Source organism: Nocardioides humi, from assembly GCF_006494775.1.
In the GTDB taxonomy this organism is placed as follows: domain Bacteria; phylum Actinomycetota; class Actinomycetes; order Propionibacteriales; family Nocardioidaceae; genus Nocardioides; species Nocardioides humi.
In genome coordinates, this window is record NZ_CP041146.1 from 3,091,120 (window position 1) to 3,106,342 (window position 15,223).

Annotated in this window: 18 protein-coding genes and 2 pseudogenes; 11 read left to right on the forward strand and 9 right to left on the reverse strand. The window is 67.1% G+C overall.

The window, feature by feature from the left end:
- Positions 1 to 12: 12 nt before the first annotated feature.
- Both FIV44_RS15165 and FIV44_RS15170 read right to left on the reverse strand, forming a co-directional pair.
- Positions 13 to 873 carry an HNH endonuclease gene (locus FIV44_RS15165; protein ID WP_141005157.1) on the reverse strand — a complete coding sequence of 287 codons (861 nt, stop codon included), beginning with the start codon at positions 871 to 873 and terminating at the stop codon, positions 13 to 15.
- 141 nt (positions 874 to 1,014) lie between these two features.
- Positions 1,015 to 1,731: a uracil-DNA glycosylase gene (locus tag FIV44_RS15170; protein WP_141005158.1), complete on the reverse strand. Its 717-nt coding sequence runs from the start codon at positions 1,729 to 1,731 to the stop codon at positions 1,015 to 1,017.
- Positions 1,732 to 2,049: 318 nt separating this feature from the next.
- Between FIV44_RS15170 and mobF the strand changes: the two are divergent.
- The 7 genes and pseudogenes from mobF to FIV44_RS15200 all read left to right on the forward strand — a co-directional run.
- A pseudogene (gene mobF, locus FIV44_RS32230) lies at positions 2,050 to 2,916 on the forward strand (MobF family relaxase); the annotation flags it as partial.
- A gap of 469 nt (positions 2,917 to 3,385) precedes the next feature.
- Positions 3,386 to 3,922, forward strand: a pseudogene (locus FIV44_RS32235) (AAA family ATPase); the annotation flags it as partial.
- 366 nt (positions 3,923 to 4,288) lie between these two features.
- The gene (locus FIV44_RS32240) at positions 4,289 to 4,702 is read left to right on the forward strand and encodes a hypothetical protein (protein WP_246087091.1); all 414 of its coding nucleotides are present in this window, start codon (positions 4,289 to 4,291) and stop codon (positions 4,700 to 4,702) included.
- A gap of 145 nt (positions 4,703 to 4,847) precedes the next feature.
- Positions 4,848 to 5,060 (forward strand): DNA-binding protein, encoded by a 213-nt coding sequence (locus FIV44_RS15185; RefSeq protein WP_141005160.1) that lies wholly within the window; start codon positions 4,848 to 4,850, stop codon positions 5,058 to 5,060.
- A 1-nt stretch (position 5,061) separates the two neighbouring features.
- Positions 5,062 to 5,271, forward strand: a complete 210-nt coding sequence (locus tag FIV44_RS15190; RefSeq protein WP_141005161.1) for a helix-turn-helix domain-containing protein — start codon at positions 5,062 to 5,064, stop codon at positions 5,269 to 5,271.
- A 79-nt stretch (positions 5,272 to 5,350) separates the two neighbouring features.
- The gene (locus FIV44_RS34075; protein WP_141005162.1) at positions 5,351 to 5,881 is read left to right on the forward strand and encodes a metallophosphoesterase; all 531 of its coding nucleotides are present in this window, start codon (positions 5,351 to 5,353) and stop codon (positions 5,879 to 5,881) included.
- Entirely contained in the window at positions 5,763 to 6,125 is a 363-nt protein-coding gene (locus FIV44_RS15200; protein WP_181411280.1) for a hypothetical protein, read from the forward strand. The genes FIV44_RS34075 and FIV44_RS15200 overlap by 119 nt, the downstream gene beginning before the upstream one ends.
- A 169-nt stretch (positions 6,126 to 6,294) precedes the next feature.
- Here FIV44_RS15200 and FIV44_RS15205 read toward each other — a convergent pair whose 3' ends face one another.
- Complete coding sequence (locus FIV44_RS15205) at positions 6,295 to 6,729, reverse strand: nuclease-related domain-containing protein (RefSeq protein ID WP_219996464.1); 435 nt, start codon at positions 6,727 to 6,729, stop codon at positions 6,295 to 6,297.
- A gap of 502 nt (positions 6,730 to 7,231) precedes the next feature.
- Between FIV44_RS15205 and FIV44_RS15210 the strand changes: the two genes are divergently transcribed.
- The 3 genes from FIV44_RS15210 (at position 7,232) to FIV44_RS30550 (ending at position 9,112) form a co-directional block, all read left to right on the forward strand.
- Positions 7,232 to 7,987, forward strand: coding sequence for a helix-turn-helix domain-containing protein (locus tag FIV44_RS15210; protein WP_141005164.1), 756 nt, complete (start codon positions 7,232 to 7,234; stop codon positions 7,985 to 7,987).
- 279 nt (positions 7,988 to 8,266) lie between these two features.
- Complete coding sequence (locus FIV44_RS15215) at positions 8,267 to 8,710, forward strand: hypothetical protein (RefSeq protein WP_141005165.1); 444 nt, start codon at positions 8,267 to 8,269, stop codon at positions 8,708 to 8,710.
- A 96-nt stretch (positions 8,711 to 8,806) separates the two neighbouring features.
- The gene (locus FIV44_RS30550; protein WP_181411194.1) at positions 8,807 to 9,112 is read left to right on the forward strand and encodes a hypothetical protein; all 306 of its coding nucleotides are present in this window, start codon (positions 8,807 to 8,809) and stop codon (positions 9,110 to 9,112) included.
- Positions 9,113 to 9,127: 15 nt separating this feature from the next.
- Here FIV44_RS30550 and FIV44_RS15225 read toward each other — a convergent pair whose 3' ends face one another.
- The 3 genes from FIV44_RS15225 to FIV44_RS15235 all read right to left on the reverse strand — a co-directional run bounded on the left by FIV44_RS15225 (position 9,128) and on the right by FIV44_RS15235 (position 11,600).
- Positions 9,128 to 9,919: an HpcH/HpaI aldolase/citrate lyase family protein gene (locus tag FIV44_RS15225; protein ID WP_141005166.1), complete on the reverse strand. Its 792-nt coding sequence runs from the start codon at positions 9,917 to 9,919 to the stop codon at positions 9,128 to 9,130.
- Positions 9,916 to 10,428, reverse strand: a complete 513-nt coding sequence (locus tag FIV44_RS15230) for a MaoC family dehydratase (protein ID WP_141005167.1) — start codon at positions 10,426 to 10,428, stop codon at positions 9,916 to 9,918. The genes FIV44_RS15225 and FIV44_RS15230 overlap by 4 nt, the downstream gene beginning before the upstream one ends.
- 128 nt (positions 10,429 to 10,556) lie before the next feature.
- Entirely contained in the window at positions 10,557 to 11,600 is a 1,044-nt protein-coding gene (locus FIV44_RS15235) for an ABC transporter substrate-binding protein (RefSeq protein WP_181411195.1), read from the reverse strand.
- Positions 11,601 to 11,885: 285 nt separating this feature from the next.
- Here FIV44_RS15235 and FIV44_RS15240 point away from each other — a divergent pair, with 285 nt between their 5' ends.
- Complete coding sequence (locus FIV44_RS15240; RefSeq protein WP_141005169.1) at positions 11,886 to 12,899, forward strand: LLM class flavin-dependent oxidoreductase; 1,014 nt, start codon at positions 11,886 to 11,888, stop codon at positions 12,897 to 12,899.
- Between the two features lie 9 nt (positions 12,900 to 12,908).
- Here the strand turns inward: FIV44_RS15240 and fabG are convergent, their stop codons facing one another.
- The 3 genes from fabG to FIV44_RS15255 all read right to left on the reverse strand — a co-directional run bounded on the left by fabG (position 12,909) and on the right by FIV44_RS15255 (position 15,221).
- A complete protein-coding gene (gene fabG, locus FIV44_RS15245; RefSeq protein ID WP_141005170.1) occupies positions 12,909 to 13,694 on the reverse strand; it encodes a 3-oxoacyl-ACP reductase FabG in 786 nt (261 codons plus the stop codon).
- Between the two features lies 1 nt (position 13,695).
- Positions 13,696 to 13,887: a ferredoxin gene (locus tag FIV44_RS15250; protein WP_141005171.1), complete on the reverse strand. Its 192-nt coding sequence runs from the start codon at positions 13,885 to 13,887 to the stop codon at positions 13,696 to 13,698.
- An 83-nt stretch (positions 13,888 to 13,970) separates the two neighbouring features.
- On the reverse strand, positions 13,971 to 15,221 hold the full coding sequence (locus tag FIV44_RS15255) for a TetR-type transcription factor C-terminal domain-containing protein (protein ID WP_141005172.1): 1,251 nt from the start codon (positions 15,219 to 15,221) through the stop codon (positions 13,971 to 13,973).
- Between the last annotated feature and the right edge of the window lie 2 nt (positions 15,222 to 15,223).

Genomic DNA, 15,223 nt, shown 5'->3' on the forward strand with positions numbered 1-15,223 from the left:
GCGGCAGTGCCGTCACGCCGTTGCCAGGAACGATGCGTAGCGCTCTTCGAGCCGGTCCTTGCTGGGACGGGCGGCTCGGGTGCGAGGCACGACTGCGAGGGAAGTGTCGTGTACCCCTTGGATGCCGCCCTTCAGCATCCAGCCGTCGACCTCCTCCAAGATGTCCTGACGAACGTGGAGGGTGAGATCCGGACGAATGCCGAGAATGGAGCTGTCGAATGCTGCGTGGTGGATCTTGCAGAGGCTGAGTCCGTTGGGGACAACCGGCTCACCGTGAGGTTGACCATCCGCGATGATGTGGGCGGCGTCGAGAAGTTCCGCGTGGCGGATTTTGCAAATCGCGCAGCGACCCTCGTAGGCCAGGAGAACCTGGCTGCGGAAGACACGCTGATGGAGCCGGCTCTTCGTGAGTCGCTCGACGTATCGGCGAGAGCCCTCGTCGACGACTCGCCCCGGAGTGACGAACCGCTGCCCCTCGTCGAGAGCAAGGGCGAACTCGAGATTGGTCGGGTCGTCGCCGACTACCCAGACCGGATAGATCGGCTCATACAGGCCAGGTGCAACTCCGACGAACCAGATCAAAGGAAGATTTTGATCGCGGGCGCGGCGCAGGGCGACGTTCTCGGGGTGTTGGGGATCGCTCCCGCGGTACTTGTAACGCTGTAGACCGTCTGCTCCGATCGCGTCGTTGTAGGGCGGGACTTGGTTTGGTGCGGTGAACGTTGTCCTGATCGCCAGAGCTGCGTTCATGCCAGCTGGCTTGCGGATGCCTCGCTGGCGATCCATCAAGGGGATCCGGGTGCCGTCAAACTCGAAGCCAGACAGCCAGGCGAAGTCGACTCTCGGCGTCGGCCGGTTGTCGAGCCAATCCATGGCAGCGAGTCGGATGGCTGCCTCCTCGCCGTAGGAACCACTCACAGTGGGTTTCTAGCACGGCTGAAGGACTCGGCTCTGAGGTACGAGCGCATTGCCCTTGCCGGACCAGGAGACCGGCGAGGGAAGGACGCGCCACCGTCATGTCGCCAGGTTCCAATCGACGGGCTGTTCTCCGTTAGCAGACAACCAGGCGTTGACCCTGCTGAACGGCCGTGATCCCTCGAATGGCGGATAACCGCCCGCTGGCCGAGAGACCGATTGCATTGACGGATGGCTTGACGAGAGGATCTTCACGTTCGGTCCGAGATGCTTGCCCAGGCGCTGAGCTGGGACACCCCAGAGGATGCTCGCGATGGGTCGGCTCGCTGCGTCGGCGGCGATCGCACGTGCCGTCGCGACGATCAGGGGCCGCCACCATCCGAGGTGGGTTCGCGGCCGGGCTTCCGTGCCCCCGGGCAAGGTCAACGCACGATTCAGCAGCATCACGCCTGCGTCCGTCCACGGCGTGAGGTCACCGTCATCGCCGACCGTGAACCCGTCTGCTGCGAGCTCTGCGTAGATGTTGATGAGTGAGCCGGGGATCGGTCCACCCGGTCCCGTGGAGAAGGAGAGTCCGACTGCGTGCTGGGTATTGGGGTAAGGGTCCTTGCCGACGAGAAGTACACGAACGTCGGCCAGTGGTATCTCGAACGCCCGCCAGATTCGGTCGGGGGCCGGCAGGGTCGGACTTGCATTCGCTACCTTCGTCAGGCAGGCGTCGACCTTGTCGTCGATCTTGGAATCGGCCGCGCGCAGCGCATCTATCCAGTCGTCGGCGATCCGATAGTCCTGGGCGAGCTGGTCCAGCTGCTTCACCGGATCAGGCTATGGCAGCTCCGGAATCGGAGCCGAACGACGGCGTGAAATGGTTCCACGTGGCAACCTCGTCAGGTTCAACCGCGGGAGTATCAGCCGGGTCATCCACTCCTTTCGACAGCATCCAACGATCTTGCGCCACCTTTGCTGTGACGACCGTTGACGAGCCTGAAAATCCGTACCCCATCAGGCGATCGAAGTCTCCCAACCCGGCGGCACGCATGCTACGAAGGTCCGTAGAAGGTCCGTCCCCCGGGGACGGACCAGCGTCATTTCAGGGGTCTTTGACGAGACGTGACGGGCGGTGACGGCCACAGCATGCACGGTGGAGTGAAGTTCTACCGCGGGTCCGCAGCCGCCGCGCGCTCCTACGTCGAGGCCGACCACTCGCGCGCCGACGACTACTACCTCGCCGAAGGCAGCGGCGTCGCCGAGCACTACGCCGTCACCGTCGGCGCCGATGGCGTGCACAGCGAACGACGTCCCGACCTCGACGGTGCGAGCTACGAACGCTGGGTCGCCGGGTACGACGTCGCCACCGGCCACGCGAAGGGTCGACTGCGCAACGACGACCACGCCCTCCGCTTCGTCGAGGTCGTCGTCAACGGACCCAAGACCTGGTCGCTCGCCGCCGCGCTCCACCCCGACATCGCCGACGCCTACGAGGACGCGCAGACGCGCGCGGCCGGCGAGGTCATCAGCTGGGTCGCGCAGCACGCGACGACGCGTGTCGGACCACGCGGCCGACAGGTCCAGGTGCCGGTCAAAAAGATCGAGGCCGCGCTCGTCCGGCACTACACCTCCCGCGCCGGCGACCCGCACCGACACCTCCACCTCCAGATCAACGCCCGCGTCTTCGCGCGTGGCGCGTGGCGGGGCCTCCACTCCGTCGGCGTCGTCGACTCCATCGAGGCCCTCAACGGCATCGGCCACGCCGCTGTCATGTGCGACCCGCAGTTCCGCGCGGCACTCGCCGCCCGCGGTTACACGCTGGGCGACGACGGAGAGATCAACGAGCTCGCGCCGTACGTCGGTCGCTTCAGCCACCGCGCGTCGCAGATCGCGCGCAACGTCGACCGCTACGAGGCCGAGTGGCGAGCCGAACGTCGCGGTGAGGAACCGGGTCCGAAGCTGCGACGGTCCTGGGATCGGCGTGCGTGGGCCGACGCCCGGCCGGACAAGGTCGTCCCGGCGAGTGGCGCCGATCTGGTCAACCGATGGAACGAGGAGCTGCACGACCTCGGTTTCCGGCCCCCGGTCGAACCGGCCCAGATGAGTGCGACCGCCATCGGCCGGCTGCGACGCGACGCCGCCGTCGACCTCGTCGTCACCAGACTCGGAGCGCGGCGGTCCTCATGGAATGCAGCTGACATCCGGGGCGAGGTCGAGAAGCTCATCGCCGCGGTCGGCATCGTTGCCGACCGCGGTGCGCGCACGGAGCTTGCCGAGGGCCTCACTGTGCGAGCGGTCGCTGCGTGCCGACCGCTACGTGAACGCGCCGACGTCCCCGGGCACATCCGGAATCTCACTTCCGGTCGTGTGCTCGACGTCGAGGCCAAGCTGATCGACGTCATGGCAGCGCGCGCAGCAGCCGGTCCGACGAGAAGCCCGCGTCGGAGGAACCGACCATCTCGGCGCCGCGCAGCGGGACGTCGTGGCTGCTCTGGCCGGCGACGCAGGCGTACTCGTTATCGAAGGCCCGGCCGGCACCGGCAAGACCACCACCCTCGCCGCCGCACGCCGTGCCCTCGACGGGCAGGACCGACGACTCGTCGTTGTCACGCCGACCCTGAAGGCCGCGCAGGCCGCGCAGCAGCAGGTCGGCGCCGATGCGTTCTCCGCCGCCTGGCTCATCCACCAACATGGCTTTCGATGGGACGAGGACGGTCATTGGTCACGTGTCGACGCCGACCCCGATCGCCGCGCGCGACTGCTGCCCGGCGACGTACTGCTCGTCGACGAAGCCGGGATGCTCGACCAGGACACCGCCCGCGCCCTGTTCGCGATCGCGGACCGAGCGCACGCGACCGTCGCGCTCCTCGGCGACCGCCACCAACTGCCCGCCGTCGGCCGCGGCGGCGTGCTCGACCTCGCCGCACGGTGGGCACCACCCGAAGCTCACCTTGAACTCGAGTCGGTGCATCGCTTCGCCGACGAGAGGTACGCCGATCTCAGCCTCCTCATGCGCACAGGGGAACGGTCCGGTGAGGTCTTCGACGCCCTCCTCGCCCGCGGCGAAGTCGTCGTCCACTCCACCGAGCTCGAACGCACAGCCGAAGTTGCAGCACTCGGCGACGACCTCATCATCGCGGACACCCGCGAACAGGTCGCAGCCATCAACGCCATGATCAGGGACCGCCGCCAGGTCGCTGGTGAGCGGACTGGTGAGCACAGCGGTGAGCCGATCACTCGCCGTGGTGAGCGGATCGGCCTCGGCGACCGCGTAGCCACCCGCCGCAACGATCGCGACCTCGGCGTCGCCAATCGCGACGTCTGGACCGTCGTCGGTACCGGTGACGACGGCAGCCTGGTCGTCGCCGGCCGCGCCGGCCAACGGGTGCTGCCCAGGGACTACGTCAGCGACCACATCGAGCTGGCCTTCGCATCCACTGCATACGGCGCCCAGGGCGAGACCGTCAACTCCGCACACCTGATCGTCGGCGAGAGCACCGGCGCGGCATCGGCGTACGTCGGCATGACCCGAGGCCGCCACCACAACGTCGCGCACCTGGTCGCCGACTCCGTCGAGGACGCGCGCCGGCAATGGATCGACGTCTTCAACCGCGACCGCGCCGACCTCGGACCCGGCCACGCCGCGACCCGCGTCGACGAGGCCATCGACCGCTACGGCTCCCAGGCAGCGCCGAGCAGCGCGGCTCACCAAGCCGCGGCCCTGGCCGCGAGTCAGCGCCGCACGGAGCACCAGCCGCCGTACACGAGCCGCCCGCCCGGACCCGGCGTCCGCCGCTGACCAATTCGTCCGCCAGTGATCGCTGCGGACCTCGTCCAGCACATAGGTGACTGGAAGAGACCGCAGATGTCCGATCCAAGGCGGTCGCGGTTGCTTCTCCCGACGTGAGCGCCAACCGGGTGCTCACGACACCAAGGAGATCGAGATGACGATCAAACCGCTGGGCGTCCCCGACGAATGGGACGACAACCACATCCTCATGTTCGAGGAGTTCTGCGCGTTCATCCGTACGCCGCAACGCACCGTCCGCGAGTGGCGCCGCCTCAAGCGCGGCCCGCGCTGGTGGCGCTTCAACGGCAACGGCCGCCTCTACACGACCGTCGCCGAGCTGCGCCGCTTCCTCAAGGCCGGTGAGTGAGATGGCCGCGACCGTCGGACCCACCGACGAGCGACCCCGGTGGCTGAGCATCACCGGCGCCGCTCTCTGGGTGAGCCTCTCGGCCAAGACCATTCGCCGCAAGATCGCCGCCGGCGAGCTGCGCGCCTACCGCTGCGGCAAGACCATCCGAATCAAGACCGACGACCTGGAGGCGATGATGCGGCCGGTGCCATCGGCGAAGGACTGGTGAGCGTCGGCGGAAACCGGTCGCCCGCGCGCCGAGGGTTTGTGATCCTGATTCCTCCACGCGACCTGGTTGGAGGAAGGACATGAGCACCGTCGCGCTCGCGGGCGACTGGCACGGCAACACCCGCTGGGCACTCGCGCGCATCGCCGACGTCGCCGAGCGCGGTGTCGCGCTGATCCTTCACCTGGGCGACTTCGGCATCTGGCCAGGCACCTCGGGGCGGACGTACCTCGACCGGCTGGAAGACGCCTGCACCGAGCACGGCGTCGGCATCTGGGTGACGCCCGGAAACCACGAGGACTGGGGACGTCTCACTCGCCTGTGGGCCGACTCCGCTCACGCCGGCCAGCCGCTCCACCTCACCAAGCACATCGCCGTGCTTCCGCGCGGCTACCGCTTCGAGCTGGAGGGCCGCACCTTCGTCTCCCTCGGCGGTGCGCCCTCGGTCGACCTGGCCAAACCGGAGCCGCGGCGTCGACTGGTGGCCCGAGGAGATGATCACGCCGGAGGACGTCAAGGCTGTCGTCGCCGGCGGGTACGCCGACGTCATGCTCGCCCACGACGCCCCGCTCGCGCCCTACGAGGTCGACCGCGTTGCCTACATCCGCACTAACAACGAATGGGGCTGGCCCGATCGCGCACTGGCCTACGCGCGCGTCGGAGCCGAGCGGATGCACGACGCCTTCCTCGGCGTCGCGCCCCGACTCTTCGCGCACGGCCATTACCACGTCTCCGGCGAGACGACGGTCGAGCTGCCTGGGCGCGACTACGACACTCGGATTTGGTCGCTCAACTGCGACGGGGTCGGCGGCAACGTCCGATTCCTCGACCTCACCACGCTCAGCGAGTCAGGGTAGTCGTCACGTGGACGTCCCCGATCCGACCCAGTCAGGTCTGCCAGGTCGTCGATCGCCGGGCGATGTCGTAGACAGCATCGACCTCGCGCGGCGACAAACGATGCGGCTGGGACAACAGATGGTGGCTGATCCGACGGCGGGTCACGACGACGACAGCGCCGTCCTCGGGTTAAGCGCGGATCTTGAAGCCCTTCCGGGCTCCCATCACCGCGATCACACCGGCTGCGGTCACCGGGAAGCCGGCATGTTCGGTAAGGAGTCGCGCGGCCCGTCGCGCCTCGTGCCGGCTGTTGCGGATGTACGGCACTCGCTGCCCGTTGACCATGAACGTGTCACCACCCACCCAGATCGATGCGTTCGGATGGTGCTTCGCGTTGACGGTGAAGACGCCGGGCGGGCCGACCACGACATGGTCGATGTCAGAGCCGCGCTCGCCCACGCGTACGGCGTGCAGGACCCGCCACGCCGGTCCGAGGGCCAGGAGCTGGGCGGCGACGGCTTCCTCGCCGTCGGCACCGATCCGCCACGCGCGTTCCTCGGTGCGGGCGCCGACGAGCCGTGAGAGCACATGCTTGAACGTGCCTTGTGCCTCGCGCTCCGCCATCGCGCGCTCCCGTGCAGCGGCTCCTGCACGGTTCGCACTGAGGTCGTGCCATGCGGGCGGCGAAGGGGCAGCGGGCATCGTTGGGGCTGGGTGTGGAGGGTTCGGCGGCGTGGTGGGTGGCTCGGATGGCGCCGGTTCCGGGGGCGCAGTCGGTGCTCGCGACGCCTGGTGTTCAGTGATTGCCTGCTGCGGTAGTGGCAGGTTCGACGGATCATCGGAGTGGTAGCGACACGTCTTCACGTCGTAGTACCCAAGTGCCGTCCCGCCCGGCGTCACGGCGTACAGCCGCTCGTGGCCGTATCTGGCCCACCGTCGCACGATCCAGTCGGTCACCAGTGCCTCCCTGCTCATGACGGAGAGTGCTACCAAGAGCGCGAGAGCGGAGCGGAATCGCCGACACCGACGTTGCTCGAGCACCTACTCCGTCACTTGCAGGTTCCGGGAAACCTAGTTCTCCCACTAGGATTACTGCAATCCCTTGCTAACAACTAGGAATAACGCAATGGCTCGCATCAGCGTCCCCGAAGCTGCAGCACGACTCGGCGTGGTTGCGCAGCGCGTACGCCAGCGGATCCAGGACGGCTCGTTGCCTGCCGAGCGCGTGGGCGGGCGATGGATCATCGATGAGAAGGACTTGGCTCGGGTCTCCGACTACAACGCCCCCGGCCGCCCCCTGTCCGAGCGCTCCGCATGGGCGCTGGTCGCCGCGGCAGAGGACAACGCCGTCCTCTTGCACTCGCTCTCGGCCCCCGACCGATCCCGGGCACGCGCCCGCCTCCGCAAACTGGCCGCCGCGCACGACGACTCCCACGAAAGCCTCCGCCTGCTGTCGGTGTTCATGCGCAACCGGGCGGCGCGACGCTGCTATCTGGTCGCCCAGCGCGACCTCAAGGACCTGCGCAACGACCCACGCATCCAACTCTCCGGGCTGTCGCACCCCGAGTCCGGCCTCGCGTCTGGTGACGTCGGCGAGGGCTACCTGTCTGTTGATGACCTCGACGACGTTATGCAGGACTACCTGCTGCGCGACGTGGACCGCGACCGTGCCAACATCTTCCTCCATGTCGTCTCGCCCGACATCGAGGAGAGCCTGCCGCTCCTCGGCCACGCCTGGAACAACCTGCTGATGGCAGCCGACCTCTCCGAGCACGACGGACCACGCGAACGTCACCGAGCCATGGAGCTGCTCGACGACCTGGCGCAACAGGCTCAGGCAATGCAGGCGCGTCAGGCCCGAAGCGAAGGGCGGAACAAGTGAGCGGCCCGGTCGTGCTACCTGCCATGACTGAGGCGCACGCTGCCTCCTGGCACGCGATGATGGATCTGTACACGAAGGTCCCGAGCACTGGACGCTCGTTGGTGGACAACTCGTGCACCTGCACTGCGCTGAACTCGGCTCCTACACCGCCCGCCCCACCACCGATGCTGACGCTGTGGTGAACATCCGCGCCGACCAACGGATGCTCACCCGCTTCACTGCGGCCCTCGCCGAACTCGGCTTCACCCCCGAAACGAGCGGCGATGGCCACCAGCATCGGTGGCTCAACGGTCTCGCCCAGGTGGACGTCCTCCTCCCCGAAGGTATCGGTGCGCGCGCCGCGAAGCTGCATGGCGTCGGAGGAGCACCAACGGTCTCATCCCCGGCACGACCCAGGCCCTCACGCGCACGGAAACGATCGAGGTCATCGTCGAAGGCCGCGCCGGCACCATCCTCCGGCCCAACCTCGTCGGCGCCCTCGTCGGCAAGGCCGCCGCCCGCGTCGAGCTCGGCGGTGGCAGGGCGGCGTCTCGTCACTGTGTCGACTTCGTCGTCTTGGCCTCGCTGCTCACCGCCCGTGATCTGCGCGAGTCGCCGCTCGACAGGAAGGACCGCCAGCGCCTGAGCAGGATGATCCCGCTATGCCGCAAGGACGGGCCCGCCATGCTCGTCGAGGACGCAGACGAACACCTCGGCCGCCTCCAGCGCGCGATCGACCGGTGACCGCGCGGGGCTCGAAATCATCGCGGCATTGTGAAACTCGGCGACTCGGCCGACGACCCGCCGACGGGATAGGCCACGAGTGCTTGACTGTCCGCCGTGGCTGAACAGACCGACGTCCAGCACTTGGTGAAGCAGTTGATGGCAGGCGCCATCCCGGCGGAGGGCAAGGCGCTCCTCGACGCGCTGACGAGCGGCCAGGTCACCAGCATCTTCGAGAACCTCGAGCGCGACGAACGGCCGGATCTCCTCCCGGTGCCGGAGCGGCCACGTGGGTTCCGGGTCCGGCTCGACCTGCACGGCGCCAAGCCCATCGGTGGACCCGGGCTTAACCGAGAAGCTCAGCCAAGTCGTGGTGGAATCCCCGTCCCCTGGGTTGCGAGCCCAGGGCGTCTGGCGAGGTAGTCCCGCCCGTTAGGGTCACTGTCGGCGGAGGATGGCCTCTGCCTGTCGAATGAGGGGGCCGTCGATCATCATGCCGTCGAGTTGGAATACCCCGGGGGTCGAGGAGGCGGACGACAAGACCTTCTCCGCCCAGGTGACCTCCTCGTCGGTGGGCCGATACGCGGCGCGAATGACTTCCACGTGTGAGGGATGGATGCATGCCTTTGCGCCGAAGCCGACCTGCACGGCCTCGGCCGTCTCATCGGCCAGACCTACGTGGTCGGCGATGTCCAGATAGACGGCATCGACCGCCATGCGGTCGGCGGCTCGTGCGGCGAGGAGTGCGGTGGACCGTGCTGTACGGGCGACGTCGTGATAGGTGCCGTCCGGCTTCCGGCTCGTGCGGCCGCCGAGCCCGGCGACTAGGTCCTCGGCGCCCCACATCAGAGCGACCACGGGCGTTGCCGCTGCGATCGCCCAGGCGTGACGCACTCCGAGGGGCGTCTCGATGAGAGCCACCACCTCGAACGACTCCAGGGCCTGAACCTGCTCGGCCGATTCGGTCTTGGCGAGGAGAACACGTCGGTAGTCGGTCTGTGCGAGCATCCGGAGGTCGTCGTCATGATCGCGCGTGCCCAGGGGATTGAGACGGACCACGGTGCGTGACGCATCGAGGGGGTTCTTGAGCAGGTGCCGTCGGGCAGCATCGCGTTGTGAGGGAGCCACGCCGTCCTCGAGGTCGAGGATCACGACGTCGCTGACCGAGGCCGCCTTCTGGTAGCGGTCGGGGCGGTCGGCCGGGCAGAACAGCCAGGTGGTTCCGCTCATCGCTCGGACTCCTCCGGTCGACGCCGCATCATGACCTGGCGCACGGCGGTTGCGACGACATCGCCGTGCTCGTTGCGCGCGACGTGTTCGAGGCTCACGATGCCTGCGCCGGGCCGCGAGGACGAGAGCCGCTTGTCCAGGACGACGGTCTCGCCGTAGAGGGTGTCGCCGTGGAAGACGGGGTGGGGAAACCGAACGGAGGTGAAGCCGAGATTCGCGACGATCGTTCCGCGGGTGAGGTGACTGACGGAGAGGCCGACCAGCGTCGCCAGCGTGAACATGCTGTTGACTAGTGGTCGGTGAAATGGCGGTAGAGCTTCGGACTCGGCGAAGTCGATGTGGAGGCCCTGCGGATTCATCGACATGCTGGAGAACAGGAGATTGTCGTACTCCGTGACGGTGCGTCCCGGCCGATGCGCATAGACGACGCCGCTCTCCAGTTCGTCGTACCAGAACCCACGTTGTTCGGTGCGCGGCCAGTCGTCGCGGTTGATGTCCCGATCGCTCATGGTGAGTTGTGCCTCCAGTTGGTGTCGAGCATCTGCTCTCGGTTTGGGACGCCTCGGAGCGAGGCGGAGTAGGTTCCGATGGCGGCTGCCATCGAAACCCACTCCGGGCTGCCGGATCGTGGTGGCCCTCAGGGCTCCACGAGCGTCTCGGCCTCGCCGTTCCACTCCACGACGCGTGGGTTCTCGAGGACGAACTCGTTGCCGTCGAAGGTGATGTCACCAGTCACGCCGGAGAATCCGGTCTTCGACACCGCCACGAGGCCCTCCTGAATGTCCTCCGGATCGGCGCTGCCCGCCTCCTTGATCGCTCTCGCCAGCCACCAGACTGCGTCGTAGCCTTCGGCGGCGTACAGGTTGGGAACCTCGCCATCGAACTTCGCCTTGTACGCGGCGACGAACTTGACCGCGGCATCGTCAGTTTGAGCGGAGCTGAAATCGGTGGGCCAGGCGTTGTTCGCGCCGTCCGGCCCGGCGCCAGCGATGATTCCTCCCGAGTCGCTGTTGGTTGAGACGACCGGTCCGTCGAAGCCGGCCTGCCTCAGCTGCTGGAGGGCAGTCGCATTGGCAGTGCCTAGGAGGAACTTGGCGACAGCATCGGGCTTGGCATCGACGAGTGAGGCGATGGGAGCAGTGAAGTCCTGCGTCGAGGAGACCACGCTCTTGCTGGCGACGATGGAGATGCCGAACTCCGAGTCCCAATCCTCGATGAGAGCGGCGAGCTCCTTGTACGAGGCGACGTCGGAGTTGTAGAGGAGCGCGATCGTCTTGACTCCCTTGTCCTTCAGGTAGCTGCCCATCACGTCGTAGTACCGGGTGAACGAAGCCGTCGCCCGGAAGGTGTAGTCCCCGATGACGACTCCCTCACCATTGGACTGGGTGAAGATGACGGGAACCTTCGCCTTCTCCGCGATCGGGGCCACAGTGAAGGCCTCGGTCGTCAGGATCCCTCCCAAGATCGCGGAGTACTTCCTGCCGGCGACCGCCTGTGTGGCGAGACTTGCTGCGGTCTGGGGGGCACTGGCCGAATCCAAGTACTCGACGTCGATGGTGGTGTCGCCGAGGAACTTGGTGTCGTTGATCTCGTCGATCGCGACCTGTGCGCCGCGCGTTGCCGGGATTCCTGCGAACGACACCTGCCCCGTCTGATCGTTGATCGAGACGACCTTGACCACGTCAGGCAGCCCGTCGCCCTGCGTCCCGGTGGAACCGCCGTCTGAGCCACAGGCCGCGGCCGTCACCGCAAGTACGGCGCATGCCGCAACCGCCGCGAGTCCGCGAACCGCCTGGCGTCCTCGTCTGTTCATGAGTTGCCCCTTCTGCCATGGGTGATCGGTGAATCTCTTGGGTGGGATGTGATACACCAGTGCTACTGGGCGATCAGTATACTCACGGCTTGCTGCAGTGCAATGGCCTTTCCTGGGCCCTGGGGCAGGCCACCGACATGAGAGGCAAACGTCATGGAGCTGAGCCTGAAGTTCGACCTCCGTGCTCCGACGTGGGGAGCGTCGACAGCTGATCTGTACGCCGCCACCCTGGACATGTGCGAGTGGGCTGACGGTGTCGGATTCCGAACGGTTCGACTGCTGGAGCACCACGGTAGTCCCGACGGCTACCTGCCGTCGCCGCTGCTGCTTGCATCGGCCATCGCTGCCCGTACTCGGCGCCTGCGGGTGGCTGTGCGCGCGCTAGTGCTCCCTTTGCACGACCCCCTGCGCGTGGCGGAGGACGTCGCGGTCCTTGATCTGGTCAGTGCGGGGAGGTTCGACCTCGTTGTCGCCGCAGGATACGTGCCCTATGAGTTCGCCATGTTCGACCGCGACATCGCCGACCGAGCGCGGCTGCTCGAGGAGTTCGTCGACGTCCTCAAGCAGGCGTGGGTGGGTGCGGAGTTCGACTACCGGGGACGGCGAGCGCGGGTCGCGACGAGGCCCTACTCCCAGCCACGCCCGCGCATTGTGCTGGGTGGTTCGTCGGCGGCCGCAGCACGTCGTGCGGCACGGATCGCCGACGGTTTCGAGCCCACGCAGTACTCGCTCTACCGGGTCTACCTCGAGGAATGCGCGCGGTTGGGTGTGTCGGCGGGACCGCCGATGCCCCCTCGCCCGCGCTGCCAGTTCCTCTATGTCGCAGCGGACGTGGATCGCGCCTGGAGCGAACTCGCCCGGCATCTCCTCCACGAGTCCAACTCCTACGGACGCTGGCTTGCGGACGCCGGGACGACGCCGCTGTTTCGTGAGGCGCGTGACATCGATGATTTGAGGGCGTCGGGGAACTATCGGATCGTCACACCGGAGGAGTGTGTTGCACTCGCGACCGAAGTCGGCCCGGCCTGTGAGCTCGAGCTCCATCCCCTGGTCGGCGGGCTCGACCCCGGGCTGGGCTGGCGCAGCTTGCATCTGTTCGCCGACCGGGTCGTTCCGGCCCTCCGCGAGGCCGGCATGCTCATGACCCCTGCTGATCCCTGCGCGTGATCCCCGAGGTCAGGCGGGCAGGCTTGGCAGGGTCAGTCCGCCGTCGACGTACAGGCACTGCCCCGTGATGAAGCCCGCGTCCTCGGCTGCCAGGAAGCTGACGGCGCGGGCGACATCGGAGGGCTGGCCCGTGCGCCGGGTCGCAACCGACTCGGCCATCCGTCCCCTGAGCGCCTCGAAGTCGGCACCTGTGCGTTCGGCCACCGACCTGGTCATCGCCGTCTCGATGAAGCCCGGGCCGACGGCGTTGACGGTGACGCCGAACGGACCGAGTTCCAGAGCAAGCGTGCGGGTGAACCCCTGGATCCCGGCCTTCGCCGCTGCGTAGTTCGCCTGGCCGCGATTGCCGAGGGCCGAGGTCGAGGACATGTTCACGATCCGGCCGTAGCGCTGTTCGACCATCGTGCGTTGCGCGGCCCTGCTGAACAGATAGGCGCCCTTGAGGTGGACGTCGATCACCGAGTCCCAGTCTTCCTCGGCCAGTTTGAAGAGCATCGCGTCGCGCAGGATGCCTGCATTGTTGACCAGGATGCCGACGGGGCCGAGATCGGTCACGATGCTCTCGACCGTCGATGTGACGACAGGGGAGTCGCAGACGTCTGCGCCGTACGCCACGGCCGTTCCGCCATCGCGGGTGACCAGGTCCGCGGTGAGCCGAGCCGCGTCGAGGTCGCGGTCGACGACCGCGACGGCGTGGCCGTCGAGGGCGAGGCGCTGGGCGCACGCTGCCCCGATCCCGGAGCCTGCTCCTGTCACAACAGCAACTCGGGGCTGCTGATCGGTGGTGGTGCTCATGTCACTCCTCGACATCGATCGCCTGTTCCGGGCAGTTCTGTGCGCCCATCTGGGCGGCTTCCTCGCGGCCGGCCGGAACGACTTCGCTCTCCACATAGGCGTGGTCGTCGTCGCCGATCTTGAAGATGTCAGGGGCATTGACACAGCAAACGCCGTGCCCCATGCACTTGGCCTGGTCGACACGCACTCGCATGTGAGCCTCCTGTGCGCTGTTTGGTCTACGGGGCAGTCAGTATACCACGTTGAGCCGAACCTTCGTGCCCCGTCGGCGAGGAGTCAGTCCTGTGAGATCCCTTGCCAGACGAGCTCGAAGAAGGCACTGCCGATCTGATCGGGTGAAAGTCGGCCGTCAGGCGTGTACCAGTGGTTCATGAAGTTGACCATGCCCAGGACGACGAGCGCGACCGGCCGCGAGAGCTTGGGCACGGCCCATGCGCCACCGGCTTCCTGCACGACGCCGGTGAAAAGTCGGGAGTACTCGGAGCGGACGAGTTGGATCTGGTCGTAGTGATCCTCGTCGAGGAACCGCATCTCGATACTGAGTGCACGCAGTGCGCCGAGATTCTCGGAGACTGACTTGCACTGCCACTCGATCACTGCCCGGAGAGCGTCAACCGGGTCGGGGTTGGCCTCGATCAGGTCCCGCTCGATGCCCAGGCCCTGGACCGAGAGCCTGAGGTTGAGTTGATAGAGGACCGCTTCCTTGTTCGGGATGTAGTAGTACAGGGCGCTCTTGGTCAGGCCTGCGCCCACCGCGAGCTCGCGAGTGTTGGTGTTGTCGTAGCCGCGGTCGTAGAACATCGCGGCCGCGGTGTCGAGGATCTTGGTCAGAACCGGGTTCTCGGCCCACAGCAGCTCGGCGGCCTCGACCGCCGCGCGCGGGTCCCTGGACCGATTCTCCCGTGTCGGTGCCCCGGATCCCGGGCGACGGCGACGTACCGTCGGGGAGAACGTGGTCGCCGTGTGGCTCATTCCGTCCAGGAAGAGGCCGCAGATGACGGATGCGAGGTCGGCAGGAGGCAGCCATCCATCGGGGTCGTACCACTGGTAGAGGCTGGCGATCGCGCCAAGCACACCTTCGGCGGTCAGAGGTACGTCGATCCGGCGGAACTCGCCGGTCTTGACCCCTTCCGTCAGCGTCTCCCGGAAGAGCCTTTCGTGCTCGTCGCGAAGGTTGACCACGCGCGCCGCGTTCTCCGGCGACAGGTTCTTGCGCTCCTCGAAGAACACACGGATCTGGTCTCCGTGCGTGACGACCGTGTGTACGTAGTTCTCGATCAGTTGGGTGAGGCGATGGCGCGGTGTCCCGTCGAGGTCGATGGGACGGAGAAGCCGCTCGAGGAACTGCTCGTGGATCGCCAGCAGCAAGCTCTCCTTGGAGCTGAAGTACCGGTACATGGTGCGCTTGGTGATCTGCGCGCCGGCGGCGATCTGGTCGGTCGTGGTCCGCGAGAAGCCCTGCCTGTGGAACAGATCGGTTGCTGAGTCGAGGATCGCTTCCCGATGGGTAGACCTCGCTCTGACCATGC

Bases quoted from the DNA above. Each gene is read 5' to 3' on its own strand.
- FIV44_RS15255 (WP_141005172.1), bottom strand. From the start codon at position 15,221: ATGGTCAGAGCGAGGTCTACCCATCGGGAAGCGATCCTCGACTCAGCA.
- FIV44_RS15185 (WP_141005160.1), top strand. From the start codon at position 4,848: ATGACGATCAAACCGCTGGGCGTCCCCGACGAATGGGACGACAACCAC.
- FIV44_RS34075 (WP_141005162.1), top strand. From the start codon at position 5,351: ATGAGCACCGTCGCGCTCGCGGGCGACTGGCACGGCAACACCCGCTGG.
- FIV44_RS15210 (WP_141005164.1), top strand. From the start codon at position 7,232: ATGGCTCGCATCAGCGTCCCCGAAGCTGCAGCACGACTCGGCGTGGTT.
- fabG (WP_141005170.1), bottom strand. From the start codon at position 13,694: ATGAGCACCACCACCGATCAGCAGCCCCGAGTTGCTGTTGTGACAGGA.
- FIV44_RS15230 (WP_141005167.1), bottom strand. From the start codon at position 10,428: ATGAGCGATCGGGACATCAACCGCGACGACTGGCCGCGCACCGAACAA.
- FIV44_RS15250 (WP_141005171.1), bottom strand. From the start codon at position 13,887: ATGCGAGTGCGTGTCGACCAGGCCAAGTGCATGGGGCACGGCGTTTGC.
- FIV44_RS15200 (WP_181411280.1), top strand. From the start codon at position 5,763: ATGATCACGCCGGAGGACGTCAAGGCTGTCGTCGCCGGCGGGTACGCC.
- FIV44_RS15205 (WP_219996464.1), bottom strand. From the start codon at position 6,729: ATGGCGGAGCGCGAGGCACAAGGCACGTTCAAGCATGTGCTCTCACGG.
- FIV44_RS15240 (WP_141005169.1), top strand. From the start codon at position 11,886: ATGGAGCTGAGCCTGAAGTTCGACCTCCGTGCTCCGACGTGGGGAGCG.
- FIV44_RS15165 (WP_141005157.1), bottom strand. From the start codon at position 873: ATGGATTGGCTCGACAACCGGCCGACGCCGAGAGTCGACTTCGCCTGG.
- FIV44_RS15225 (WP_141005166.1), bottom strand. From the start codon at position 9,919: ATGAGCGGAACCACCTGGCTGTTCTGCCCGGCCGACCGCCCCGACCGC.
- FIV44_RS15190 (WP_141005161.1), top strand. From the start codon at position 5,062: ATGGCCGCGACCGTCGGACCCACCGACGAGCGACCCCGGTGGCTGAGC.